Here is a 26512-nt window from a genome sequence, read left to right as displayed (position 1 = left end):
GATTCACTATTATAAACCTTATAATGCTTTTAGTATTAGATCAAGCAGGAGCTGATGAAACAACAAGAATTAATCAAAGGTTTAACTTGTTATCATTAGGTGGCCAAAAACGAGAGACCTTATTTATAACTAATTATCCGAACTTGATATTATTTGGGTCTGATTTATGTTTAAATCCCGTTCATTGCTTCCACATTAAATCATGGATAATTTGACAATTTCTGAACAAAAAAAACTTTTAAGAAAACAATTTATTGAAAAACGGTTACAACTTACTCCCTCACAATGGCAGATAAAAAGCGATCACCTGTGTCAAAATTTAGTAAATAGTGAAATTTTTAATCAAGCAAAAGTCATCTTAAGTTATCTTAGTTTTAAACAAGAACCTGATTTAAGTTTATTACATCAACAACAAAGTTTTATTTGTGGTTTACCTCGTTGTCAAGGAAAAAGTTTAATGTGGCATCAATGGCAATGGGGGGATAAATTACGACCAAATTCTTACGGTATCTATGAACCTTTGCCTAATTATCCTTTAATTGATATTACTACCGTTGATCTCATTTTAGTTCCGGCGGTGATGTGCGATCGCAATGGTTATCGATTAGGTTATGGAGGCGGTTATTATGATCGAATGTTAGAATTACCATCATGGCAAAATATTCCGACTATAGGTATTGTTTTTAATTTTGCTTATGTGCCTCAGTTGCCTTATGAATCATGGGATAAACCTTTAAACTATATTTGTACAGAATCAACAATGATAGAAAAAGTCAAAAATTAAGGAACAAAATTAGCAAAACTACCCGTCACAGGGTACAGTTTGTTAGACTGACAATGAGTAAAATCAAAATTATATTAAATTACAATGAATGTATTAAAAATTAAAAATAAAGGTTTTTGGGCAACATTAGCATTAACAGCAACATTAATAACAGGATTGCCCTATGTTGTCTCAGCACAAAGTAACCCCGGATTAACTATTTTTAGCGGAGTTGATCGTCAAGATATACTTAATTATCACTTAGATTTTGGAGGAAAATCCGGAGGTTGGGATCGTTATCGTCTAAGAATACCAGGTAAAAAGATTACTCAAGGAGTGTCTAAATTTTTCATTAGTTATCCTGATTATTTTACCGGTAAATTTGATCTTAAATCCATTGAAGTTCGAGTCAAAGATAAAAAATTACCTATTAGAGAAATTGTATGGGATCAAGAAAGTCGTATTATTGAAATTGACTTAGAACAACCTTTACTGGAAAGTAATAAAGTTGAATTAGTCTTTTCTAATGTAAAAAACCCAGAAAACGGGGGTACTTTTTATTTACAAGGGCAAATTTTAACACCAGGACAAGTACCTTTAAGATTAAATGTAGGTACATGGATTTTAAGTATTAGCAATTAATCATTAGACTTCTTACAACTTACAACCAGTGGCAGGAATTCGTGAAAAGTGAATAAAATTGATCTTACAGCGCTTTTCAAATTAGTAAACCACACCCTGATCGATCTTACCTAAGTTCAACTTTATAGTCATTTTAAATAAGAATGAAACAGTTTAATAATATTAAAAATTCTCAAAAACCTTGATTGGTGGGCAGTGCATCGCCCTACATAATTTTTCTAACTGTCTCAGTGTTATTTTAACTAACTATAATAGACTTCTCCAAAAAATCTGATTTTAACTCAGGGATCATTAAAAACATAGCCTAAATTCATAAATAGCTTATTAGAATTGATTGAATTTAATTATTGGAGATGTCTAATAAACTGATGGAGGCAAGACAGGGAGGGAAGGAATCTCAGGTGAGTGATAAGGAGAGGGGGGAAGATTGTTCTCAAAATAACTCAAGATCTAAATTAAATTTAATAAATAATTATCGAAAATCAATTTTAATAATGTTTAAGTGAATTTTCTCCTAGTCTCCTCATCACCTAGTCTCACCTTTTAGGTTAATTCAGATATTTTTTCAAAATTAATAATAAAACTTTTTCATCAGGCGGTTTAGCCATAAAATCCGTTGCTCCAACTAATTTTGCCCTAGCTCGATCAATATTGGTATCTTGTCCCGTTAAAATAATAATAGGTGTTTTCTCAAAGATCGGTGAATTACGCAAAAATTGACAGACACTATAACCATTAGCATTCGGCATATTAATATCTAACAAAATTAACTGGGGTTGATGTTCAATTAATTGAGAAAAACCGTGCATTGGCTCAGGAATTGCTAAGACTTCATAACCAGCTGGGATAAGAATTTTTTTGATATTATGGGCGACAACAGGACTATCATCAATACAAGCAATCAGAAGGGATTTTTTTTGAGCAGTTTTACTTTTAAATGAAGGAGTAGATTTTTTTTCTTGAGTTTCTTCGACAACTTCACTTTTAATGGATACTGGTTGGGGATTTGATATGTTTAAGTCGGGAATCTCTTTAAATTTGACGACACCTTTACGAATATAGGGAATTAATAAACTACCTAATTCATTAATCGATTTTTTATTTTTTAAGGCTAAATCCCATAAGCTTAACTTGCCGTCTATAGTATCAAGCAACCAAGAAAAAGATTCATTTGTCTGACTGGTTTTGCCCATTGGTGCTAAGGTAGGGCTTAATGTTTTTAAACCTTGAGCATCCCAATCTTCTCTTAATTTACAGGCATTTTCGATCACAAGATTAACTTCTTGATTAGATAAAGCTAATACTAAAGCTAATCCTGATTGACTTTTAATTTTATCTTGCCACTGCATTTCTAAGTCAAGATACCCGGATAATTCAAAAAAAACCTCTTCTGCCACGGTGCGAATAATGTCTTTAACCTGAGTCATGCCGATTTTCTTGTGTGCTAATTCATGAGAAAATAGCTGATATTCCCAGGGCTGCTCATCCTCAAAGGTAATTGATTTTATTTCGGTATGAATACCTGCTTTTAATAATGCTCTTTTCCAACGTCTTACTCTATGTTTGTATATGACTGTATAAATTAATTTTCCAGAAAAAAAATGAATCTCTCCGATAACTTCTTTATATTTACATACTAAAACGCCATTTTTACTTTCTTTTGCTAAAGTATTAATAGTTTCTTTTAATTTTGATACTGTATTGGTTTTAATTAGCATTTTACCCTCTTGATCTCATTAATCTGAATAAAGACTGACATTCTGGGCATTTCCCCGTTATTAAAAATCATAACGGACAATTCTTGATTTTTTCAGTTCCCTTCTTAAACCACATTTTTCCTGCCCACTTTATGAAGAAGGAATCTTGCCTTGTAATAGAAACGTCAAAATATCTAGTGTTAAACCTATGACTATGTACGGAAGTAGTATTGCTATATCCCTACATCCCTACTAATAGCTTACTTGATCTCTAATTCCCTGTTAAAGTTGGAGTACGCTCTTCCTAAAAGCCCCTCTCGGTAATACTTTTTTGCTCAAAGTTCTTTATCCCTATATGTAACTATTTTAAACTTAATTCTGTTGATCAGAACAAAATAACTTAAATAACTTAAATAACTTAATAATTACCTATTTTATGTACGTTAACCTTGATAATCAATAGACTTTTCCAAGAAGTTCCGGCAACGATGCACCGATGCACTCTTGCAATACAGATAAGAATTCATGAAATATATGTTAAATTGATTTTATTTTTAATTGTTGGGAATGTGTAATCAATCTCACTGTAAAAATGACGGCTTTTTGATCAAATTGTTTGTAAGTGGTTCTAAAGATGATAAACTGAGGGCTTATAATTAATCTGACAATGCACAGATTACTGACATCAGTTTTCCCATTTATCCATAAGAGTAACAATAGTGAGCTTTTGCCTACTTGGGTAATTTTATTCTCTAGTTTTTGTTACTAATTAACATAATTAATTTAAAAATTATTTTATTCATCTACTTCTCGAATACTAATTATTAGCAATTCATCTTAGTTTATATAATATGTCAACTTTACATGGTAGCTTTTTAATAAAAAATGAGCAAAAATATTTTTTTATTTGGAGTGAAGAATGGAAACAATTAGAAAAGGAAAAATATGATTTAGAAGCTGAATATTTATATCTTTATCCTTTTTTACTTGAGCAACCTAATATTTTATATTCATTGTTAGAAAAATATGGTTATACAGATGCTTTTAAAAAATATCAAAATAAATTAAATGAAATTTGGCAATGGGAAATGGTGCTGTTTCCTTCTCAGAAAAAACCTAAATCTAAAACAGTTATTCCTCTTTTATATGAACAATTTATTGCTATTAATAATAAACTAAGTACGGTGATTTTATATCCTTGGGAAGTAGTTGGTTTTAAGCTAGATATTTTTGAATTATTAATTTTTTTTCCAAAATTACCTTTAAGTAAAGTTGACTATATTGGCTCAGATTTACGTTTTTGGAGTCATGTTTATCGATGGAGTTTAGATTTAATTTGTCGGCAAAAATTTTTACCCGGTATAGATGATAAAAATAAGAGTTTTTGGCAACCTTTATTAGATAGTAATATTGATCAAAGTCGTCTGGCAAAATTTATACAATTAATGCCTTCTCTGTGCCGATGTTATGTGGAATCAGAAGATGATTCTGTTATTCCTCCACAAGAATTAATTTTAGATTTTTTAGGTACAATTTTAGATGCACAGGTAAGAAAACTTTTAAATAATTATTCTCCTCTGCCTAATAATGATTTAATTATTCAGCCTTGGTTAGAATCTTTAAATAGTACTGAAAATTTTACTACTAATTTACCGTTATTAGATAGTAAAAGATTAAAAACGGCTTTTGATAATTGGACATTACCCATTCAAGATAACTTAATTACATCAGAGCATCAATTAGTTAAAAAACAGTATCGAATTTGTTTTAAATTACAACCTCCTATTAATCAAAATCAAACAGATAATTATGAAAATTGGAAATTAAATTATTATTTACAAGCATTAGATAATCCTGATTTTTTATTACCTACTGAACAAATTTGGCAACATTCTTATTCTGAATTGGATATTGATGATCGTACCATAGAAAATCCCCAAGAAATCATTTTAAAAGGTTTAGGATTAGCTAGTAGATTTTATGAACCTATTGCTAAAAGTTTACAAGAATCTATGCCTAATTTTTGTACTTTAAATGCCATTGAAACCTATCAATTTATTCGTGGTGTTGTTTGGCAGTTACAAGATAATGGTTTAGGGGTAATTTTGCCTAATGGTTTAGCTAGTGGTGTTGATGAAAAACGCTTAGGAGTAAAAATTGAAGCGAAAGTTAATCTCAAAAAAGGAGAAAGATTAAACTTAAATAGTCTGTTAAATTATAATTTAAAAGTTGCTGTTGGTGATAAAACTTTAACGAAAAAAGAGTTTCAAAATTTACTGGCTCAAAAATCTCCTATAGTAGAAATAGATGGACAATGGTTAGCCTTACAACCTGCTGATGTTAAAGCGGCGGAAGACATTTTAAATCAAACAGAAAATAATATTAATTTAACTGTTGAAGATGCTTTAAGATTAAGCAGTGGCATGAATGAAACTATTGCTAAACTACCAGTAATTGCTTTTGAAAGTAGTGGTGCATTAGCTGATTTAATTAATAGTATTAATGATAATCAAAAAATTGATGTTTTATCTACACCTGAAAGTTTTCAAGGTACTTTACGCCCTTATCAACAAGTAGGATTTAGTTGGTTATATTTTTTAGAAAAATGGAATTTAGGAGCGTGTTTAGCTGATGATATGGGTTTAGGAAAAACTGTACAATTAATCGCTTTTTTATTAACTTTAAAAGAAGAAGAATTATTAACAAAACCTAGTCTTATTGTTTGTCCTACTTCTGTTTTAAATAACTGGGAAAGAGAAATTCAAAAATTTGCACCATCATTGAAAGTAATTATCCATCACGGAGAGCAAAGAAGTAAAGAAAAAATATTTTTAAAAATGGCTAAAAAAGTTGATGTTGTTATTACCAGTTTTGCCTTAATTTTTCGTGATTTTGAGACTTTAAATATGGTAGAATGGCAAGGTGTTATTCTTGATGAAGCTCAAAATATTAAAAATCCCCAAGCGAAACAAACTCAAGCAGTACAAGAGTTAACATCAGAATTTAGAATTGCTTTAACAGGCACTCCCGTGGAAAATCGTCTCTCAGAATTGTGGTCAATTTTGCAATTTTTAAACCCCGGATATTTAGGTACACAACAATTTTTTCAACGGCGTTTTACTATCCCTATCGAAAAATTTGGAGATCAACATTCTTTACAAACTTTACGATCACTGGTACAACCTTTTATCTTAAGAAGGTTAAAAACCGACAAAAATATTATTCAAGATTTACCTGAAAAACAGGAAATGAATGTTTATTGTGGTTTATCATCAGAACAAGCTCAATTGTATCAAAATTTAGTGGAAGAATCTTTAGCAAAAATCAATGAAACTACTGGGATTAAACGTCATGGATTAGTATTAACTTTATTGATGAAATTAAAACAAGTTTGTAATCATCCTGCTCATTTATTAAAAGAAGAAAAGCTCGATTTTTCTCCGAGATCTGGTAAATTATTACGGTTAGAAGAGATGTTAGAAGAAGTAGTATCAGAAGGCGATCATAGTTTGATTTTTACACAATTTGCAGAGTGGGGAAATCTATTACAGCCTTATTTAAAGCAAAAACTAGGGGTTGAAGTATTGTTTTTATCAGGGAACACGAAAATAGAAAAACGTCAAGAAATGGTTGATCGTTTTCAAAATGATCCTCAAGGACCACCTGTTTTTATCCTATCATTAAAAGCGGGAGGAACAGGCTTAAATTTAACAAAGGCAAACCATGTTTTTCACTATGATAGATGGTGGAATCCTGCGGTAGAAAATCAAGCAACTGATCGAGCTTTTCGCATAGGACAAAAACAAAATGTACAAGTGCATAAATTTATCTGTAGCGGTACATTAGAGGAAAAAATTAATGATATTTTAGAAAGTAAAAAACAACTAGCAGAACAAACAATTAATACCGGAGAAGATTGGTTAACGGATTTAGATACAGATCAATTAAGAAACTTATTAGTATTAGAAAGAAATGCTATTTTATAAGATTAGCAATATATATCAATATTAGACACGAGTGCAAAATAAAAATTAAAATCTATTTAAGATGAGGAATCATCAATTTTAATAACCATTGCAAGAGTGCCCATTGCCCATTGCCTCGACTTGGTGCAGAAGTCTATTCTCTTGTCAGAATATAAACACTTTATTAGCCAACAAGGGGCTTAAGCTCTTTACCAAGGAATTATTTGATAACTTTGAAATTCTCACAAATGATTTTCGGATAGACAAACTTCTGTTAGGTTTCATTTTTCAACTCGACCTACCATATGTTATAATAAAATATTGTAAGTGCGGGATGTAGCGCAGCTTGGTAGCGTACTTCGTTCGGGACGAAGGAGTCGCAGGTTCAAATCCTGTCATCCCGATTCCTCTCAAGTCTTATGAGGATAAAAGTTACGATCATCTCAGCTAGTAAATTTAATAAAAAGTGAGTTGTCAACTATCTGTAATTGTTAACTAACTAACTAAAATCTTGGAAAGTCTTACAAATCCCATTATTCAAAAAAGTTTTGCCCTGATTGACAACATTATCGGTGAACATCATTTAACCCCTTCGGAGTATAATATTATCCGTCGCATTATTCACACTACTGCCGATTTTGATTTTTTACATCTTCTTCAATGTAACCCTTCTGTAATTGATATTGCGATCGCTACTTTAAAAGCAAAAACTCCCATAATAACCGATGTCAGCATGGTAAAAGAAGGAATCCGTAATATGGTGAGGAAAACTCATCAAAATAAAATAATTGTGGCGGTAAAACAGGCAAAAAAGGTAAAAAAAGGTAAAACTTTGACAGAAACAGGTTTACTACAATGCTGTGAAAAATATCCTCAAGGGATTTATGTCATTGGTAATGCTCCTACTGCTTTGATAGCTCTTTGTAAACAATGCGAGTCACAAAAAATTAAACCCTCTTTAGTTATTGGTGCCCCCGTAGGATTCGTTTCGGTGTTAGAATCTAAAGCATATTTAGCCAAGTTAAATATTCCGCAGATACAAATTATCGGTAATAAAGGAGGCTCAACAGTAGCCGCAGCAATTATTAACGCTTTACTTGTGATGTCAGTTGACAGTTAATAATAAGGGTGGAATAAATAATATTCAACTCCGACAAATTCTTAACTCTTAATTCCTAATTATTTATGCGTATTTATGGTAACAGAGAAATCAAAACTCTCTCTGGTAAAGATACTCGCCCAACTACATCCAAAGTCAGAGAAGCATTATTTAACATCTGGCAAGATAAAATTGAATCCGCTTCATGGTTAGATTTATGTGCTGGTAATGGTACAATGGGGGCTGAAGCCTTATGTCGAGGAGCTTTTGAGGCGATCGCTATTGAAAAATCATCCCTTGCTTGTCAAATAATTAGGGAAAATTGGCAAAAAGTAGCCCATGAGAATCAAGAATTTAAAGTCTTAAGAGGTGATATTTTACACAGATTAAAAGGATTAAATGGACGAAAATTTGATTTAATTTATTTTGATCCTCCTTATGATTGTGATTTTTATAATGATGTTTTAAATGCCGTTTATAATTATCAACTTTTAAAACCTAATATTGGTCAAATTGCAGTGGAATATAATCCCAAAAAATCTAATTTAAAAAATCATCATAATTTACAGTTAATTCAAACGAAATTTTATGGTAATATTGCTCTTAATATTTATGAACATAGCAACACTGTAAATTAAATATAGCGTTTTTCATTATGGTGAAGTCTCTATAAATCTTGCTAACAATCGGATGATCACCCCTTGCCTGTACCTCGCTTATGTGAAAATTACTATTATTATGTATTGATAAACTAAATTTCTAACAAGGGGTTTAAATCCCTTGCCAAACTATTAAAACTCTTTTCAAATGAGCTCTTTCCTCTTCCCTACTTTCATCAAAAAACTTTTTTTAGCATCCTCTACTTATCAAAATTAAGCTAAAACGGGTTGTAAAATAGATTCACTTTTCTTTTGATTATTTAAACTAGATTTACGGCATAAAATTTCACAAGAATTATTCGGACTTTCAATTAATTTTACTTTATCAAGTTCTGCTCCTAATTTGCTGATTGGCTCTTGTAATAATTGAGCTATATAAACAGCGATATTTTCCGCAGTCGGCACAATTTCAGCAAAATAAGGAATATCTTTGTTTAAAAAAGTATGATCAAAAGGTTCGACTACATAATCATCGATAACTTTTTGTAACGCCATTAGATCTATGATCATACCAGTACGGGCATCCATTTCACCGGTTACTGATACTTCTAAATGATAATTGTGTCCGTGACCATTCGGACGAGCACATTTACCATAAATTGCCGTATTTTCTTCAAAACTTAAGTCTGGTAAGGCTAGACGATGTGCTGCACTAAAGTGAGTTTGAACTGTTAAAGTCGCTTCCATATTATTTCCTTTATAATTAACCCAAAGTTGAGAATGTTCGTATAATTGTATGTCTATTAGTGGTAAATAAGGTGATAAACGTTCCCATATTACTTTGGCAATATTTTCAGTTGTCGGTAAAGTTTCCTGAAATTCAAACCATGTATCATTGAGATAACTGTAGTCTAGTTGGCTTGTGACTTCCTGTTTAATTACTTTTTTCACTTCTGAAAGATTTTGCACCATACCATATTTATCTAATTGACCGATAATAGATACATATAAGATATAATTATGTCCATGGCCTGGAAAACGACTATTTGCACCGAATTTGCCTTGATTTTCTTCTTCTGATAACTCTGGCAACCAATAACGATGACTGGCGCTAAATTTCGCCCTACGATTGACGATACATTCCATATAGTAAATAGTGAATAGTTGATAGTTCAGATGATGATTTCTATACTAATTTATCATTGTTTGCTTTACTTTCGTTAATAATTTAACCTGAGTTTGGGCTTAGAAACATAAAAGTTGTGAATTACCTTTAACGAATAAGCTATTAGATCGAACTGACGTTAAAATAGATAAATAATCTTTTTTGATGATTCCTAAAATTACTATGGCTAAAGTTACTCAACGGCGAAAAGAAAATGTTGAAGGAGACTTTTTTGTCGATGATACTTGTATCGATTGTGATACCTGTCGTTGGATTGCACCAGAAATTTTTACTCGTCAGGGAGATAAATCTGCTGTCTATTCTCAACCAGCTACAGCCAAAGAAAGACAGCATTCTTTACAGGCTTTATTATCTTGTCCTACTTCTTCTATTGGTACAATTAATAAACCCCAAGATATTCGACAAATTCAACAAAGTTTCCCTTTACTGATAGATGATAATGTGTATTATTGTGGTTATCATTCTGAAAAATCCTATGGTGCCGCTAGTTATTTTATTCAACGCTTTGAGGGTAATATTTTAATTGATTCTCCTCGTTTTAATACCCCTTTGGTGACACAATTGGAAAAAATGGGTGGTGTTAAATATCTTTATCTTACTCATCAAGATGATGTTGCTGATCATCAACTTTTTCGTGATCATTTTAATTGCGATCGCATTTTACACCAAAATGAGATAAAACGGCAAACAGAAAATGTCGAGATTAAATTAGATATTACCGAACCTTGGACATTAGCACAAGATCTCCTAATTATACCTACTCCTGGCCACAGTAAAGGTCATACAGTTTTATTGTACAAAAATAAATTTTTATTTACAGGAGATCATCTTGCATGGTCAAATAAGATACAGAAGTTAGTCGGTTTTCGGGATTATTGCTGGTATTCTTGGCAAAAAGTAATAGAATCTACAGAAAAATTGACACAATATAACTTTGAATGGATTTTACCCGGTCATGGGCGACGTTATCAAGCATCACCATCAGAAATGCAACGACAATTATCCATTGGTATTGATTGGATGAAAGAAAATACGACAAAAAATAGTTAATATAGCAATCTGACTATGTGAGTTGTGAGATTTAAAGAGGTGTTAGCTATCGGCTATCAGCTTTGACGGTATAGTAAGATTTACATATTTATTTTTTAATCTTTAATTCTTCACTAATGATTTAGGATGGCAATAATTGTTTTATTTAATAATTTAGGTTTGTAGTAAACTTTTTAGACTTAAATAAGTAAAGTCATTACTACTAGCTTTCAGAGATTTATTTATGACTGATATTATCTTAATTTTATTATTTATTATTTTTTTTATTATTTATTATCTAATCATTCCTTATCAAGTTAAAAGAAGAAGAACATTTTTCAAAAAGAGTAGTTTTTGTCCTCATTGGCATCATTTTTTAGAAAAAAATATTTATTTATATCGCATTTTACCTAATAATTTAAAGTTAGAATTACAGGATTATATTAAAGTTTTTTTAGCAGAAAAAGAGTTTATCGGTCAAGATGGTTTTATTATAACTATATATACAAAATTGGCGATCGCCTCTCAAGCCTGTATATTATTGTTAGGTGACAAGGAGAATAGACGCAATTACTTTCCTTACCTTAAATATATTTACGTTTATCCTCAGATGATCATTGAGAATAAAAATAAAAAAGAAAATCCGATAATATTATTAGGTTTATCATCCGTAGGCGATAAAAGTGGTTATGATGGAGTAGTCTATCTCTCATGGGCTGAAATAGCCGAAAAATCTCCATATCCTTCTAAAGGTGAAAATGTCATTTTACATGAATTTGCCCATCAACTGGATCAAGAATTTGGGAACGCAACGGGAATGCCTCGTTTAAAAAACTTACAAGAGAGTTTAATGTGGGGTGAAATTTTTGGCAAGGAATATTATAACCATTGTCAGGCAGTGAAAAACCAACAACCAACCGTCATTGATGCCTATGGTGCTATTAGTAGTGCGGAATTTTTTGCAGTGGTGACAGAGGCTTTTTTCCTTAACTCAAGACTCTTACAGGCTAATCATCCTCTTTTATATGACCAAGTTAGTAAATTTTATGGTGTCGATCCGATACAATGGATTATTAATTATGAATTATGAACTGTGATAAAATTGTGATCAAAATAGTTCAGAAAAAGTTATTGATAAAACTCTATCATAATTAGATAAAAACAAGAAGAATCACTATAGTAAGAATGGAATTATCGGATTTAAAGAGAGATATTAGCATAATCAGTCATCGCCTGGGTAAAACTCAGGACTATCTTTGACATACCCCAGATTAAGGCACAAATTGCTGATTTAGAACAAGTGGCGGCGCAACCTCATTTTTGGGATAGTGGAGATAAAGCCCAACAAACTTTACAACAATTAAATGATGTTAAGTCTAGTTTAGAGCAATTTTATTATTGGCAAAGTAACTTAGAAGATACCAAAGCCATTATTGAGTTATTAGAATTAGAAGGGGATGAAGAATTATTCGCCGAAGCACAAAATAATATCACTTCCTTAACTCAAGCCCTAGATAAATGGGAATTGCAAAAGTTACTCAGTGGTATTTATGATCAAAAAGGTGCTATTTTAACTATCAATGCCGGTGCTGGTGGTACAGATGCTCAAGATTGGGCTCAAATGTTATTAAGAATGTATACTCGTTGTGCTGGAATACAAAATTATCAATGTATTCTAGCGGAAATTTCTGAGGGGGATGAGACTGGTATCAAGTCGGCAACCTTTGGAATTGATGGTCAAAAGGCCTATGGCAATCTAAACGGGGTCAAAGTCCATCACAGATTAGTGAGAATCTCCCCTTATAACGCCAATGGGAAACGACAAACCAGTTTTGCTGGAGTAGATGTCATGCCCAGTTTAGGAGAGGAAGCGATTAAGTTAGAAATCCCTGATAAAGATTTAGATATTTCTACTACTCGTGCTGGAGGTAAAGGGGGGCAAAATGTTAATAAAGTGGAAACTGCTGTACGCATTGTTCACCTTCCTACTGGTATTGGGGTAAGATGTACTCAAGAGCGATCGCAATTACAAAATAAAGAGAAAGCCTTAGCTATACTTAAAGGTAAATTATTAGTCATCGCTGAAGAACAAAGAGCAAAAGAAATTGCGGAAATTCGTGGAGATATTGTGGAAGCGGCATGGGGTAATCAAATCCGGAACTATGTTTTTCATCCTTACCAATTAGTCAAAGATTTGCGCACTAATATCGAAACTACGGCAGTTAATGATGTTTTAGACGGTGAATTAAATAATTTTATCGAGGCATATTTACGCAATTTAGAAAAAAATTGATGTAATGTGCAAGAATAGATAAAAGTGAATAAATACTTAGCTTGGTATTGATTTTTTTAAATACCACAACTATCAAACTTTAGATATATTGAATCTAACGGATTTATCCCTCAACAATCTATAAAAAAAGAGCCTTGCTTGAGACTCTAAATTTTTACTTTTTTTTCATACCCCCAAGGGAATTCGAATCCCTGTCGCCTCCGTGAAAGGGAGGTGTCCTAGGCCTCTAGACGATGGGGGCTTAGGTTGTGGTAATTAATGGAGGTCTTATTTCCCTTCATTCAACGCACATTTATTAATATAACGAATATTTTAATGACTGTCAACTATTTTTCAGTTTTTTTACATCAGCTAAAAATTATTCCTCGTCAACCGATAATGTTATACGTTTACAGGAGATTTTTGATCTATTAATGATTTAATCGATTGTAAGAATTTTTGCTCAATATATGGTTTGGTGAAATAGGCATCTGCCCCTAAATGGGTAGCTAGTTTTCTGTGTTTATCGTTACTGCGAGAAGTTAGCATTGCTACAGGGATTTTATTAAATTCAGGGTAGCGTCTTCTTTGCCCTAAAAATTCAAAACCGTTCATATTTGGCATTTCAATATCACATATTACTAAACTGATGTTTGCACTTTGTTGTAATTGTTCGAGGGCTTCTTTCCCATCTTTGGCTTGAATAACTCGATAGCCTGATTTTTCTAAAGAAAGGGCCAAAGTTCGTCTCATAGCAGCACTATCATCAACTACTAAGACTGAAGCGGCTTGAAAAGCATTAACAGGTTTACTGTCATTTTTACTAACACTTACACCACTAAAACTTCCCCGTCTTGAGGATATATTCGGTTGGTTAACCTCAAGGAAATTGGATAATAAAGTAGCCGTATTAATTACGGGAATTAATGTTCCATCTCCTAAAATTGTACAGCCATAGGTATAACTAGGAGCAGTTAAGGCATTCCCAAAGGGTTTAATGACTAATTCTTGCTCACTGACAAGGTTATCTACTTCAATGGCGAATAATTCTAAACCTAAGCCAATTAATAGTAAAGGTTTTCCCCAGTCTTCGGGTGTCGGTAACACTTCTAAGGCAAGGCTAGTGTTTGGATTTTCAGCTACATAACAACGATATTGCAATAAGTCTATCATGGAATAAATGGGAACTATTTTATTTTCGTAGTGCAAAAATTGCTTATTTCCTGATGTTTTTAATTGATGTTTTTCTGGAACAATAATTTCTTCAATATTATCGGAAGGAAGGGCATAAAAGTGATTACCCGCCGCTAATACTAATAGTTTGTCGATGGTTAGGGTTAAGGGCAGTCGTAGTGTGAATGTTGTCCCAAAACCGGGTTCAGAATCTACAGAGATTGTCCCTTTTAGCGATCGCAATTGAGAACGAACAATATCTAAACCAACACCACGCCCTGAAATTTCGGTAACAGATGCGGCGGTAGAAAATCCGGGTTCAAAAATCAGATCGAGTAAGTTATCCTTAGTTGTAACTGCTAATTGTTCAGGAGTTAACATTTGACGCTCAATGGCTTTTTGTCCAATTTTATTGAGGTTCAAACCACCACCATCATCTTTAATTTCGATAATAGTTTGATTTCCTTGATGATAGGCTTTGACTTCGATAATCCCTGTTTCTGATTTACCTCGTTGTTTACGAATTTCTGGGGTTTCGATACCATGATCAAAACCGTTACGGATCAGATGTACTAAAGGATCATATAATTTTTCTAAAGCGGCTTTATCTACCAATACGCTTGTACCGCTTAATTTGAGATTGACTTTCTTATTATATTTTACTGATAAATCTCGAAGAACACGGGGAAAACGGTTTAAAACTTCGCCTAAAGGTAGCATTCTCGCCCACATTAATTCATCTCGAAGACGATTCAACATCTGACGCTGATTTTCAACAGTTTGCCCTGATTGCCCTGCAAATAAGGCTATATCATCTACTGCCTCTTCTAATTGAATCATCTGCTCAATTAATCCTTGAGTAACATAATACATATTGTCATAAGTATCCATTTCGAGGGAATCAAAAGCAGAGGTTAAATTAAATTCACTTTCATCAGGAATAGCTAAAGGTAGATTAGAATATTGATTTTTGTTGCCACTTCGGGGACGAAATTTATCAGGAGAAGCTACCATTTTATCGGATAACTCTCGTAAATTATTCGCCATTTGTTGGAAACGCATAAATCTTTCTAATAATTCTCTGACAGAAGTTTGTAGTTTATCATTTTGTAGGGATAAGCCGTTACGATTAATTGATAATTCACCGATTAAATTATTCATTCTTTCAAGACGTTCTAAATCAACTCTTACGGTTAAATTAGTTTTAGTAGAAGTGACAGTAGTAGCCTTAATGTCAGACTCAGATTTTTCAGGTGCTTTTTTAACCCTTTTATTAAAACTATTGTTAATTTCTTCAGGGGTTTTTAATCCGGGTAATTTTTGATAAACATTGCCAATGGATTTAATTACTTCATCGAGATTTTCTTTCGTTGTTGACTCCGATTCCTGATGATTTAAGGGAATGCCGATTACTGTTTGTTGATTATCATTAATTTTTTCTGAAGTAGTAGATTTTGATTGATTTTCCTGATGTTTAACTTTATTAACTTCGGGGTTATTTATTTCAACTTCTAAAAATGTCGTATTTGAGGAAATATCATGTTTGGTGATAAATATATCCTTCAAAGATGGTGTAACTTTGTTTCTATCCTCATTTGATAAAGATTGTGACTCATATACTGATTCTAAAGACAGATTATTTTCCTCTTCTACATCTTCATTAATCATCGACATATCTACATTAGAAAAAACTTCCGTGAAAGATGGTAAAAGAGAATTGTCTTCTTCTTCCTCTTCCATCTCATTAATCATCGACATATCTACATTAGAAAAAACTTCCGTGAAAGATGGTAAAAGAGAATTGTCTTCTTCTTCCTCTTCCATCTCATTAATCATCGACATATCCACATTAGAGAAAACTTGACTTAGAGAAGGTAAAGGAGAATTGTCTTCTTCTTCCTCTCCCATCTCATTAATCATCGACATATCCACATTAGAGAAAACCTCACTCAAAGAGGGAATAGTATTATTTTTATCCTCTTCTAAAGCTAACTCTGAAGCTTTAGCTAAAAGTTCGATTTCTTCTTGACTAAATTCTGTATTGAAAATATCTTCAATGGAAGGAATATTATCATCTTGTTCATCGTTTTGTATCCCTTGATAAATAGCTTCAAGTTGAAACTCATCTACGTTCAAGTTAAACACATCTTCTAAAGAAGGATTATTAGTTTGTGTTTGCTTATCTTCAGGAGTTATGCTAAAAATTTCTTCATTGGTGGATTCCACTTCACTGAATACGTCTGTTAAAGACGATAAATTCTCAAAATTATTTTCCTCTTCTGTGTCAAGTTGATAGTTTTCTTCTTCTTCCTGATGGTTAATATAATTCTGGGCAAAACGTCTTAATTCATCACTTGGTGTTCCGCCTGTCGTGCGATCGCCACTCAAAACTAAATCTCTGGCTTGATCTGCATCTTGAATGATAATTTGGATAATAGTTAAGGCATAAGTAGGATTTTTTTCGATAGCCATTAACCCCAACTTAGCAATTTCCGCAAAACCGGTTAAAGCTAACATTTCTCCAAAACCAGAAAATACTTCCAATGTTGCACGTAATTCTCCAGCTAAGGGTTGAGAAGTGGGATTTTTAACGACATCTTTGAGACGCTGTAACTCTTCTTGTACGTCAACTTCAAACATTGATTGTACAATATCCACTCCTAAATCACTAGAAGATGGAATATAGTCATCAACACGACTAAGGGCAGTACCTAATTTGCCACTAATTTTCTCCCAAATTTCCTTCGCAGTAGTTAACGCTTGTTGAGAGTTATAACTTCCCGTTTCGATTTGTTGAGTTAAAGCATTTCTTAAACAATCAAAACCTTCTAAAATCCAGCTTTCCAGTTCGGTATCAAAGTCAATGTTAGGATCATATAATACTTTGAAAATATCTTCTAATTGGTGAGAAATTGTCTTAATCGCTTCTAAGCCTACACTAGCAGAGCCACCTTTGAGGGAATGAGCCGCTCTCATAATCTCATGAATTTTAGCAGTGTTACGTTCTTCCCTCAGAGTTAATAAGCCATTTTCGATAATTTCTAACAATTCTGGTGCTTCTTCCACAAAGAAACTATAGGATTGATCGGTAGTGTCTATGGGTAACTCCGTATTTTCTATAACAGGTACTTCAGAAATATTTTCAGCTACCACTTCTCCCGCGAGTGCTAATAATTCTGTACTAGGTTCTCCCCCAGATTCTCGATCTCCTTCCATGACTAAATTTTGAGCAATTTGCAAGTTATTAATAAAGGCTTGGGTGATAGCAGTAATTTGAGAAGAATTATTTTCCAGTGCCTTAGCTGCGGTTTCACAAATAGCCACAAATCCGGGTAAAGCTAACATTTCTCCAAAACCAGAAAAGACTTCTATTTGTTGGGAAACTAAATCTTGCATTTCGGTTTCGTTACCCTTATCTAAGGCGAATTGTAAACTAGCGATGCCCTCTACCACATCTACTTCAAAAATCGAGGTTGCAATATCAATACCTAAATCACTAGAAGAGGGTAAAAATTCTTCAGATTTAGCAATTTCTGCTCCATATTTTCCTTCAAACTCCGCCCAAAGCTCATTTATTGATTGTAAGGCAAATTTTTCATCAAAACTTTGATTTTCCAGTCTAGCCATCAGAGGTTGACGTAATAATTGGTAAATTTGACGAATATAACTTTTGATGTCATCATCCAAGGGAATATCCTCATTAAATAAAGCTTTTAAACTCTTTTCTACCCTTAAGGCAATATTACCTAAATCTTCTAAACCGGCACTTCTGGCACCACCTTTAAGGGAGTGAGCCGCTCTTGCAACTTCATTTACTTCATTTATATCTCTGGTTTCTAGAGCATTTTCTAAACCATTATCGATAAGGGCAATCAAATCTACTGCTTCTTCAAGATAAAATTCATAGGCTTGAGCTTGTAACTCTTTTTGTTGTTCTGATATGCTATTATCGTCTGTTTCTATATTCTCCTCAAAAGTAAAATCATCGGTTTGGTTAACTAAATCACCAAATTCAGGATAATTTTCTTCTTGATTAAAGTTATCGGTTTGGTTAACTAAATCTCCAAATTCAAGGTAATTTTCTTCTTGCTGATTAAAGTCATCGGTTTGGTTAACTAAATCTCCAAATTCAGGGTAATTTTCTTCTTGCTGATTAAAGTCATCGGTGTCGTTAACTAAATCTCCAAATTCAAGGTAATTTTCTTCTTGCTGATTAAAGTCATCGGTGTCGGTGACTAAATCTCCAAATTCAGGGTAATTTTCTTCTTGATTTGTCTCAGTATCAGAAGCCATAGAAGCAAAGTCTATTAAATCTCCAAATTCGATATTTTCTGTCCATTTTTGACTATTTTCTGGAGAATGATTTATTAAATCATCAGTATTAGCCAAATTTAAAGGATTTACTTCCTTATTTTCCTCATAATCGAGTGGCATGATGGCTAAATCTGCATTTAGTTCAAAATTCTCATTATTAGTGATTAAGTCACCAAAGTCAACGTTTTCGGCCCATATCTGAGAACTTTCTGAGGAGAAATCTATCGAGCTATTCAAGGTTTCTAAATCGTCAACTTCATTTAAGGCTGTTTGGATGTCAGTAACCTCATCCTCTCTATATTCTTGAACTAATTCGCTAAAATCTAGGGTTGAATCTTTGGCATCGTTAATGCCTAATAATCCTGCTAATTCCTGAAGTGTAGCCGAAGGTTGCCCCCCTTGTTCTCGATCTCCTAATAATACTTGTTGTCGAGCTTCTGTCAGATCGTTAATTAGATAACTGGTAATTTGTTGAATACGATGGGGATAATTTTTAATCGCTAAAGCAACAGTATCGGCGATATTTTTTAAGCCAATTCACCTTGTCATTTAACTAAAGCCGATTACCATTTCTAACTGTAAATTTACTTCATTTTGCAATTCGATAATAGGTAAATTATTGAGACTTTCTTTTAGTTGCTCAATAACTTGCAAAACATCAACTTCAAATAAGGATTCAACTAAATCAATTCCTAAATCTTCAGAGGATGGTAAATAATCGTTAACTTGAATATGTCCTAATTTTTGTCCTAATTTATCCCAAATATTTAAAGCATTTTCTTCCCATTCTCTCTGATAATTTCCTGTTTCTATTTGCTCTTCTAAGGCATTTCTTAAACAGTCAAATCCTTCTAATAAATAAGTTTCTAATTCATCATCAACAATGACACTTTCATCAAATAACGCTTTTAAATAATCTTCTAATTTATGGGAAATGTTTTTTATTCCTTCTAAACCAACACTGGCAGCACCACCTTTAAGAGAATGTGCTGATCGCATCATATCATTAACTTTAGAGATACTTTTATTTTCTTTGACACTTAATAATCCACTTTCAAGATTATGTAATAAATCTGGTACTTCAGCAATAAAAAATTGATAGCTGGGATCGTCTATATTAAAGGTTAATTGATAATTTTGGCTTAACTGTTCAATGGCATCAATTTCAACTTCTGCACTGGTATCTTGTGCTAAGGTTAATAATGCTGAACAAGGATTTCCCCCTTCTATGCGATCGCCAGTTAACACCAAATCCCGACTTTTATCCAAATCTTGAACCAATAATTTTGCAATGGTAATGACTTTATCAGGATGTTTTTGTAAGGCTTGTTGAGTAATACTGGTAAGTAAGGAAAAACCAGACAAATTGACAAATTCCGCTAATCCGGAGAGAATATCAAGGGATTCTTGTAATTCTTGAGATGGGTTAAAACTTTCAGGAGAAGCAACTACACCCTTTAAACGGCGTATTTCTTGGGCAATATCCACTTCAAAAATTGAGGCTACCATGTCAATGCCTAAATCTTCGGAAGAAGGGAGATAATTTTCTACTTGTTTAAGGGCATTTCCTAATTTTTCTTCGAGTTTTTCCCATACTTTATTTGCTCTATTTTCAGCTTCTTTGCGATCAAAATTTCCCGTTTCTAATTGTTCTTTTAAAGGGATTGCTAAACAGTCATAACCTTGTAAAAATAAGTCTTCTAACTCACTATCAATCACCAAATCATCATTATAAAGTGCCTTAATATAATCCTCTAATTTATGGGCAATATTTTTTATTCCTTGTAAACCAACACTCGCCGAACCACCTTTAAGGGAATGTGCCGATCGCATCATATTATGAACAGTAGAAGTACTTTTATCCTCTCGCAAATTGAGTAAACCAGTTTCGATTTGTTGTAAATATTCAGGTACTTCGTCAATAAACAATTGATATGCTTGATTTAGAGGATTCATGGCAATTAATAAGATTTTTGATCAAAGGATAATTGATTAGTGTCTATTACTTAGTTTAACAACTGATTTCATCAATCATGAATAATATTTTACAATATCGGCAAACAAAGCCCACTTGTTGTCTTTGATGCAACTAGAATCAAGTACGATATTTAAGTAAAGAAATCTTAACAATATTTAAAAAGTTAATCTATTTTTCTTCAATAGCACAGAACTCTACTATATCTTAACTTTTATAGCTTTAAATATAGTTAAAAACAAATAGTAATAAAAAAATATGGCATTTTTTTTCAAAAAATATTGTCAAATTTGATACTTTATTGTTATATTAAAAAGGTAAGGATAAATCGTTCATCTGCAAAAGCAGACGGAAGTAAGAAGTAAATATTCTGAAGGAACGCGCCTCAAATCTAAACCCATCAAAAATTAGAGGAGGCGGTATTATGAACGCTAAACAAAACAATGTCAGTTCAATTAGCCAACAAGCTCGTTTATTAATGGTTGATAATCGTCAACGTAAACACAACCGTCAAGCTAGTATGTTAGAAAGATCCGCTAAACAAGTTGGTCTTGAGTAGTAAGTCATTCTTATGATTTCTGTTAGAATGATAAATAATACATTTTAACAGAAAATATGTGTAATAGTTATTTATTTATTGAATATTAGGAGTAAAAATATGATTAATCAAAAAACAGTTGAAAGTGCAAGACAAGCCCACAGAAATTCTTTACTTCAAACTTTGGAGCATCGTTTAGAAGTGGCTAAATCTAAAGGGCAAACGGCATTAGTCGCTCAATTAGAAGCAGAAAAAAGCTATTATACTAAATAAAAATCAAGTTAAAAATTAACCTTTTGAGGTTGATAAGTTATAACTTAGTGATAATAAAATAAGCTAAAATATTTTTCCCGTCAGATATTTATTGTCTGACTTTTTTTATGGGTATTTTTTACGATTAAATAAAAGTAAAAATATTATTATTTTCTAAAGCTGAAATTATGGCTTTATTAGCAGAAGGAAACTCAAAATTATGTAATTGTGATATTGTTACCCAACGAATTTCGGCACATTCTAAGGGTTCGGGTTCACCTGTGATAATCTGACAAATATAAACAGATAAAGTAACAGTAAATTCGCTATAGGTATGAGTAATATCGATTAAATGATGATTAACGGCAATATCTACCCCTAATTCTTCCTTAATTTCTCTTTTGATGCACTCTTGATATGTTTCTCCCTGTTTTATTTTTCCCCCCGGAAATTCCCATAAATTTGCCATCAACCCCGTAGGTAATCGTTTGTCAATCAAAATCTCTTGTTTCTGATTGATAATTACCGCAACACCAATTTTTTGATGAGTTTGTTTGTTAATCATTAACTATCTATAGCAATCCTAAATCATTTGTGAAGAATTAAAGATTAAAAAATAAATCTGTAAATATTAACTATACCTTAAAGCTGACCACTGAAAGCTGATAGTTAACACCTCCAAAAATCTGACAACTTACATAGGATTGCTATATTATTTTAGTTATCTAACAAAAGAAGGCATCACTTCTGCGGCGGTGAATAAGCCGTTAAGATTACGTTGATGAAGTTTAATTCCAGCTTTAAGATAACCAAAAGCGGTGCCACAAACATTGGCAGCCATACTGGTTTCATCCCCTAATGTAAAAGTATGAGTAGAAATTCTCCCTTCAAAAGTACGCCCAGTTACTTGAACGTTTGTACTAATAGGTTTTTTGGGGTTACGAGTATCCACGATACCGCCTACTGTTACTTGATGGCGATCGCAAATCTCTGCTAATTCTAACATAATATCATCGGCGTGTTCCATATTTTCGAGAGTAAGAATACCGTTAGTTTTATCTAAAAATTCTTCTACTTCCTCGTCTGTCATGGCTTTAGCTTTGTCAACATCAAATTGGGGTAAATGGGCAATATCCTCCCTGATAGTGGCACGATAAGCCTCCCAATTAGCAATACCTACCCCGAAAGTAATTTTTACATGGTGAATTTCAGCAAAACTTTGGGCAGCGATAGCGGCGGCGGCAGTTAATAATCCCGGAGTTGCACCACAACCTGTTAAATAAGTAATTCCAGCTTTACTCAAATCTTCTTGTAGTTCTAGTAGTTGCTCTACGGCACTGGTACGTTTCAAGGCATCGACTAAAACACCTTGCCAACCTACAGAAATAAATTGACGGGTAACATCTGCCATGAAAGTATTGGGTAAATTTGGTAATGCTAAAAAATAACCATCCACTTGGGCTTGAGAAATCAAATGGACAATGCTATTATTACTCAAGACACCATATTTTGGCAAATATCCGTTTGACCCTTGTTGATGATACACTGGAATTAAAGTATCAGGATCTAAACCTTCAGGATTATAAGCGTAACCTTTTTGATCAGCTACAGCGACTAAACACATTTGAGATTTTGCGTGTAGTATTTTTGCTGCCGCTTGTCCTAAACCACCAAAACCTAAAACTCCGACTTTGATTTTTGGGTTATTCATAACAATTTTAATTTTAATATAACTAACTTTTTAATAAACTTATTCTTTGAAAAAATTTGATGAATTTCTTGAGTTTTAAAAACTATCTTTTGAAGTAACTATGTTCTAGGGTAGCTAGTGTAACTTAATTGTATAAATAGTTTTTGTTTTTACCCTAACCCCTCATCGAAAGTGGGGCTAGTAAAGTGCATAAATTGAGTTATAATTGCTAGGTGAAAGATATTAAAGAATCTAAAGAAGATCGTCATCATCCACATCAATTTCATCTAAATCTACCTCAAAATCATCATCATCTCCTTCAATAAGATCTGAAATTTCTTCGTCTTCAGGCATTCCTAAATGAACTACTTTTTCTTCTTTTTCTTCTCTATAAATAATGCGATTATTTGCGTCTAACCAATCTAAAAGAGAACCATCTTGTTTTAATGGTATCACAGGAGCAGGTTCATAACGTTTCTCTTGACGCAAAGCTGGATTTTTCATAAAAGCAATGAATACTTAAATTTGAGCAACAAACTATCATAGCATTTATTTCTCTCTTTATAAATAGCAATTATGATGGGCTAAGGTTACCATTCATGTGTTAGGTTTTAAATATCAGGTTTTAGCTTTCAGGTTGAGAATAAAAATTTTTTTATTAATCAAAAAAAATCACACCTGTGACATTTAATTCTTTACAATACCTACGGCTAAACTAATTATTTTAATTTTGCTTAACATTGGTTATGAGTTTGAAAATCGAATTATTAAAAATTCTGCAAGAGAAAAATCGAGGTTTATTGGCAACAGAAAATGATAGAGTTAAGATTTTAACTGCTGTTGAAAAACTTGAAGATCAAAATCCTAACCCCAATCCTTTTGATGATTTATCATTAGTTAACGGTGATTGGCGATTGCTTTATACCTCCAGCAGAAGTATTTTGAGTTTAGATAATATTCCATTGTTACAATTAGGTGAAATTTATCAATGTATTCGTACGGATACGAGTAAAATTTATAATCTTGCACAAATCAACAGTTTACCTTTCTTAGAAGGATTAGTCAGTGTCACTGCAAATGTTGAAATAGTATCAGCAAAAAGAGTTAAGGTAAAATTTGAGAGATCAATTATTGGATTACAAAAGTTATTAGGTTATATTTCTCCTGATGATTTTATCGATAAAATTGAAGTTGGAAAATATTTTTTACCCTTAGATTTTAATTTGAGTTTTTTTAGTAATAATAATCAACAAGGATGGTTAGAAATTACTTATTTAGACGAAAATTTGCGTATTAGTAGAGGAAATGAAGGCAATATTTTTATCTTGGAGCGTTTTGTTAGTGCAAATAAAAAACGTTAATTAATAACGGTTTTACCAAATAAATAATAATCCTTTTTATGTCTCGTATTTTTATCAATCAATATTATCAAGAATTAGAAAATAAAATTCGTTTTGGCGAAAGTTGAAATGAACAATCTATTCGTGTCGTTTTTGGAAACTTACTTAATAATTACTGTAAAAATAGAGATTTTATTTTAAGATTTTCCTCGGGCGATCGCAAATTTTAGTCAGGATTTACCCATTTTAATAGATAGTCTCAGAAAACTGATTGATAGTCAAGATCTCCTAGACTCAGATATATCATCAGGCAAGGGCAATCATTTAGGCAAAAGCGATATGTCAGGCAAGGGGCTTAAGTCCATTGTTACCAAATCTGGGAGTGAGAAAGTCAATCAAAAGTTTATTAACGCAAGAGATAAATTCTTAAAAATCTGTCAAGAATCCATCAATATAAAGATAAAAAACCTAAAGATAAAACAATCGCACAAAAGTTTGATAATTATAAATTTGCTGATTATAAAGAGGAAGTAATTGAGTTACTAAAAAAAGTTTGTCAAATAAGTGTAGAAACCATAAAAATTATTGAGGAAATGAAAAAAGAAATTTAACAATTATTTATGAAGAAAACCTAAAATACGGAATTCATTTTCATTATTTAATCTAACAATAGTGTAACGGCGAGGTGTCATCCGTTAGAATAAGAAGTAAAATTGATCATGAATTTTGCCATTTATACCTATGAAACTTATACAAATATCTTCTAACACCAAAAAAACTTTTTATTCATCCTTACTCGCTATCTCTTTAATCACCCCTTGGCTTATCACTAGCAATTTTAAGATTAACCAAGTTAACGCCCAATCAGCTATTCCTAAACAACCTTTAACGGTAAGATCTGATATACAAGAAGCTAATTCAGAAACGGGAGTAATTACCGCTAGGGGTAATGTTTATATTAACTATCCAGCTAGAGATCTTCAAGCTACTTCTACTCAAGCTCAATATTTTAGCAGAGAAAGACGTTTAGTTTTAACGGGGAATGTTTATGTTCTTCAAAAAGGTAATACTATGAGATCAGAAAGTATGACATATTTAATTGATGAAGGTAGATTTATCGCTACGCCTGAAACAAAACAACAGGTTGAATCTGTTTATTTAGTAGATGAAACAGAAAATAAAAAATAAATTTTAATAACTATTAAATAGTTAACACAGAATCAATTTTAAATATGATATTATTAATTAATTATTTGGTTTTCTCTATTTAGAATAATCTTAATTCTATTGACAATTATTTTTTGAAAAGAAATATTATTTATTTACTAACTTTTAAGTGCCAATTATTAAATGAAATTACTGTTACAAAATATCCATAAATTTTATGGCAAAAGATGTATTGTTAATCGAGTTAGTATTAAGGTTTCTCAAGGAGAAATTGTCGGTTTATTAGGCCCTAACGGTGCAGGAAAAACTACTACATTTTATATTACCACTGGTTTAGTTAAGCCTAATGAAGGTAATGTTTATCTCGATGACCAAGATATTACTAGCTTACAACTAAATGAACGGGCAAAATTAGGTATTGGTTATTTAACCCAACAAGCCAGTATTTTCCGTAATTTAACGGTTAAAGAAAATATCCAATTAGTATTAGAACAAACAAACTTTTCTGCCCGTTTTCGTAGAATGCGTTTAGAGCAGTTAATCTCAGAATTTCGACTAGATAAAGTAGTAGATACCAAAGGCTCTCAAGTTTCAGGAGGTGAAAGACGTAGAACGGAATTAGCAAGAGCGTTAGCAGTGGGTAAAGAAGGACCTAAATTTCTGTTATTAGATGAACCTTTTGCTGGAGTAGATCCCATAGCCGTTTCTGAAATACAAGACATTATAGCAGATCTGAAAGACAAAGATATGGGAATTTTAATTACAGATCATAATGTTAGAGAAACTTTGGCTATTACGAGCAGATCATATA

Annotated in this window: 20 protein-coding genes, 2 tRNA genes and 1 riboswitch; of the genes, 14 read left to right on the top strand and 8 right to left on the bottom strand. The window is 32.4% G+C overall.

Translation table 11 applies throughout. The annotated features are described in order from the left end of the window. Positions 1–202: 202 nt before the first annotated feature. Positions 203–784, top strand: a complete 582-nt coding sequence (locus FWJ34_RS04935) for a 5-formyltetrahydrofolate cyclo-ligase (RefSeq protein WP_308254213.1) — start codon at positions 203–205, stop codon at positions 782–784. An 84-nt stretch (positions 785–868) separates the two neighbouring features. Then, a complete protein-coding gene (locus FWJ34_RS04930) occupies positions 869–1405 on the top strand; it encodes a DUF2808 domain-containing protein (RefSeq protein WP_308254212.1) in 537 nt (178 codons plus the stop codon). A 548-nt stretch (positions 1406–1953) separates the two neighbouring features. Here FWJ34_RS04930 and FWJ34_RS04925 read toward each other — a convergent pair. Continuing rightward, complete coding sequence (locus FWJ34_RS04925; protein WP_308254211.1) at positions 1954–3123, bottom strand: response regulator; 1170 nt, start codon at positions 3121–3123, stop codon at positions 1954–1956. Positions 3124–3953: 830 nt separating this feature from the next. Here FWJ34_RS04925 and FWJ34_RS04920 point away from each other — a divergent pair. The 4 genes from FWJ34_RS04920 to rsmD all read left to right on the top strand — a co-directional run bounded on the left by FWJ34_RS04920 (position 3954) and on the right by rsmD (position 8804). Next, positions 3954–7088, top strand: a complete 3135-nt coding sequence (locus FWJ34_RS04920) for a DEAD/DEAH box helicase (protein WP_308254210.1) — start codon at positions 3954–3956, stop codon at positions 7086–7088. A 309-nt stretch (positions 7089–7397) separates the two neighbouring features. After that, positions 7398–7471 (top strand) — tRNA-Pro (locus FWJ34_RS04915). Positions 7472–7578: 107 nt separating this feature from the next. Continuing rightward, positions 7579–8187, top strand: a complete 609-nt coding sequence (locus FWJ34_RS04910) for a precorrin-8X methylmutase (RefSeq protein WP_308254209.1) — start codon at positions 7579–7581, stop codon at positions 8185–8187. A 65-nt stretch (positions 8188–8252) separates the two neighbouring features. Continuing rightward, the gene (rsmD, locus tag FWJ34_RS04905) at positions 8253–8804 is read left to right on the top strand and encodes a 16S rRNA (guanine(966)-N(2))-methyltransferase RsmD (RefSeq protein ID WP_308254208.1); all 552 of its coding nucleotides are present in this window, start codon (positions 8253–8255) and stop codon (positions 8802–8804) included. A 234-nt stretch (positions 8805–9038) separates the two neighbouring features. Here rsmD and FWJ34_RS04900 read toward each other — a convergent pair whose 3' ends face one another. Next, positions 9039–9911: a 6-carboxytetrahydropterin synthase gene (locus FWJ34_RS04900; RefSeq protein WP_308254207.1), complete on the bottom strand. Its 873-nt coding sequence runs from the start codon at positions 9909–9911 to the stop codon at positions 9039–9041. A 202-nt stretch (positions 9912–10113) separates the two neighbouring features. On the opposite strand from FWJ34_RS04900, the gene FWJ34_RS04895 reads away from it, so the two are divergent. The 3 genes from FWJ34_RS04895 to prfB all read left to right on the top strand — a co-directional run bounded on the left by FWJ34_RS04895 (position 10114) and on the right by prfB (position 13273). Next, positions 10114–11001 (top strand): MBL fold metallo-hydrolase, encoded by an 888-nt coding sequence (locus tag FWJ34_RS04895; RefSeq protein WP_308254206.1) that lies wholly within the window; start codon positions 10114–10116, stop codon positions 10999–11001. 223 nt (positions 11002–11224) lie between these two features. Next, entirely contained in the window at positions 11225–12070 is an 846-nt protein-coding gene (locus FWJ34_RS04890; RefSeq protein WP_308254205.1) for a zinc-dependent peptidase, read from the top strand. Between the two features lie 95 nt (positions 12071–12165). Continuing rightward, positions 12166–13273 (top strand): peptide chain release factor 2 gene (prfB, locus tag FWJ34_RS04885; RefSeq protein ID WP_308254204.1). Its coding sequence is split into 2 segments (ribosomal slippage): positions 12166–12237 and positions 12239–13273, totalling 1107 coding nucleotides; the frame shifts between segments, so codons are not numbered across the junction. Between the two features lie 168 nt (positions 13274–13441). Here prfB and FWJ34_RS04880 read toward each other — a convergent pair. From FWJ34_RS04880 to FWJ34_RS04870, 3 genes are all read right to left on the bottom strand, one after another. Further along, positions 13442–13514 (bottom strand) — tRNA-Glu (locus FWJ34_RS04880). A gap of 140 nt (positions 13515–13654) precedes the next feature. After that, positions 13655–18976 (bottom strand): Hpt domain-containing protein, encoded by a 5322-nt coding sequence (locus FWJ34_RS04875; RefSeq protein WP_308254203.1) that lies wholly within the window; start codon positions 18974–18976, stop codon positions 13655–13657. A 312-nt stretch (positions 18977–19288) separates the two neighbouring features. Next, positions 19289–20695 carry an Hpt domain-containing protein gene (locus tag FWJ34_RS04870; protein ID WP_308254202.1) on the bottom strand — a complete coding sequence of 469 codons (1407 nt, stop codon included), beginning with the start codon at positions 20693–20695 and terminating at the stop codon, positions 19289–19291. Positions 20696–21041: 346 nt separating this feature from the next. Beyond that, positions 21042–21099, top strand: a riboswitch (Glutamine riboswitch). Positions 21100–21138: 39 nt separating this feature from the next. Between FWJ34_RS04870 and FWJ34_RS04865 the strand changes: the two genes are divergently transcribed. Both FWJ34_RS04865 and FWJ34_RS04860 read left to right on the top strand, forming a co-directional pair. Next, complete coding sequence (locus FWJ34_RS04865; RefSeq protein WP_308254201.1) at positions 21139–21273, top strand: hypothetical protein; 135 nt, start codon at positions 21139–21141, stop codon at positions 21271–21273. A gap of 99 nt (positions 21274–21372) precedes the next feature. Further along, positions 21373–21525: a hypothetical protein gene (locus tag FWJ34_RS04860; protein WP_308254200.1), complete on the top strand. Its 153-nt coding sequence runs from the start codon at positions 21373–21375 to the stop codon at positions 21523–21525. 124 nt (positions 21526–21649) lie between these two features. Here the strand turns inward: FWJ34_RS04860 and mutT are convergent, their stop codons facing one another. The 3 genes from mutT to FWJ34_RS04845 form a co-directional block, all read right to left on the bottom strand. After that, positions 21650–22069 carry an 8-oxo-dGTP diphosphatase MutT gene (mutT, locus tag FWJ34_RS04855; protein ID WP_308254199.1) on the bottom strand — a complete coding sequence of 140 codons (420 nt, stop codon included), beginning with the start codon at positions 22067–22069 and terminating at the stop codon, positions 21650–21652. 156 nt (positions 22070–22225) lie between these two features. Continuing rightward, positions 22226–23215, bottom strand: a complete 990-nt coding sequence (locus FWJ34_RS04850) for a saccharopine dehydrogenase-like oxidoreductase (protein WP_308254198.1) — start codon at positions 23213–23215, stop codon at positions 22226–22228. 231 nt (positions 23216–23446) lie between these two features. Further along, on the bottom strand, positions 23447–23698 hold the full coding sequence (locus FWJ34_RS04845) for a DUF3134 domain-containing protein (protein WP_308254197.1): 252 nt from the start codon (positions 23696–23698) through the stop codon (positions 23447–23449). A 242-nt stretch (positions 23699–23940) separates the two neighbouring features. On the opposite strand from FWJ34_RS04845, the gene FWJ34_RS04840 reads away from it, so the two are divergent. The 3 genes from FWJ34_RS04840 to lptB all read left to right on the top strand — a co-directional run. After that, on the top strand, positions 23941–24555 hold the full coding sequence (locus tag FWJ34_RS04840) for a PAP/fibrillin family protein (RefSeq protein WP_308254196.1): 615 nt from the start codon (positions 23941–23943) through the stop codon (positions 24553–24555). Positions 24556–25275: 720 nt separating this feature from the next. Continuing rightward, positions 25276–25722, top strand: coding sequence for an LptA/OstA family protein (locus FWJ34_RS04835; protein ID WP_308254195.1), 447 nt, complete (start codon positions 25276–25278; stop codon positions 25720–25722). Positions 25723–25884: 162 nt separating this feature from the next. After that, on the top strand, positions 25885–26512 hold a 628-nt coding region (lptB, locus tag FWJ34_RS04830), incomplete at its 3' end, for an LPS export ABC transporter ATP-binding protein (RefSeq protein WP_308254194.1).

This window comes from Geminocystis sp. GBBB08, assembly GCF_016743215.1.
GTDB lineage: Bacteria > Cyanobacteriota > Cyanobacteriia > Cyanobacteriales > Cyanobacteriaceae > Geminocystis.
The sequence above is the reverse complement of the archived record's forward strand: the minus strand, read 5'-3'. Positions and strand labels throughout refer to the sequence as shown.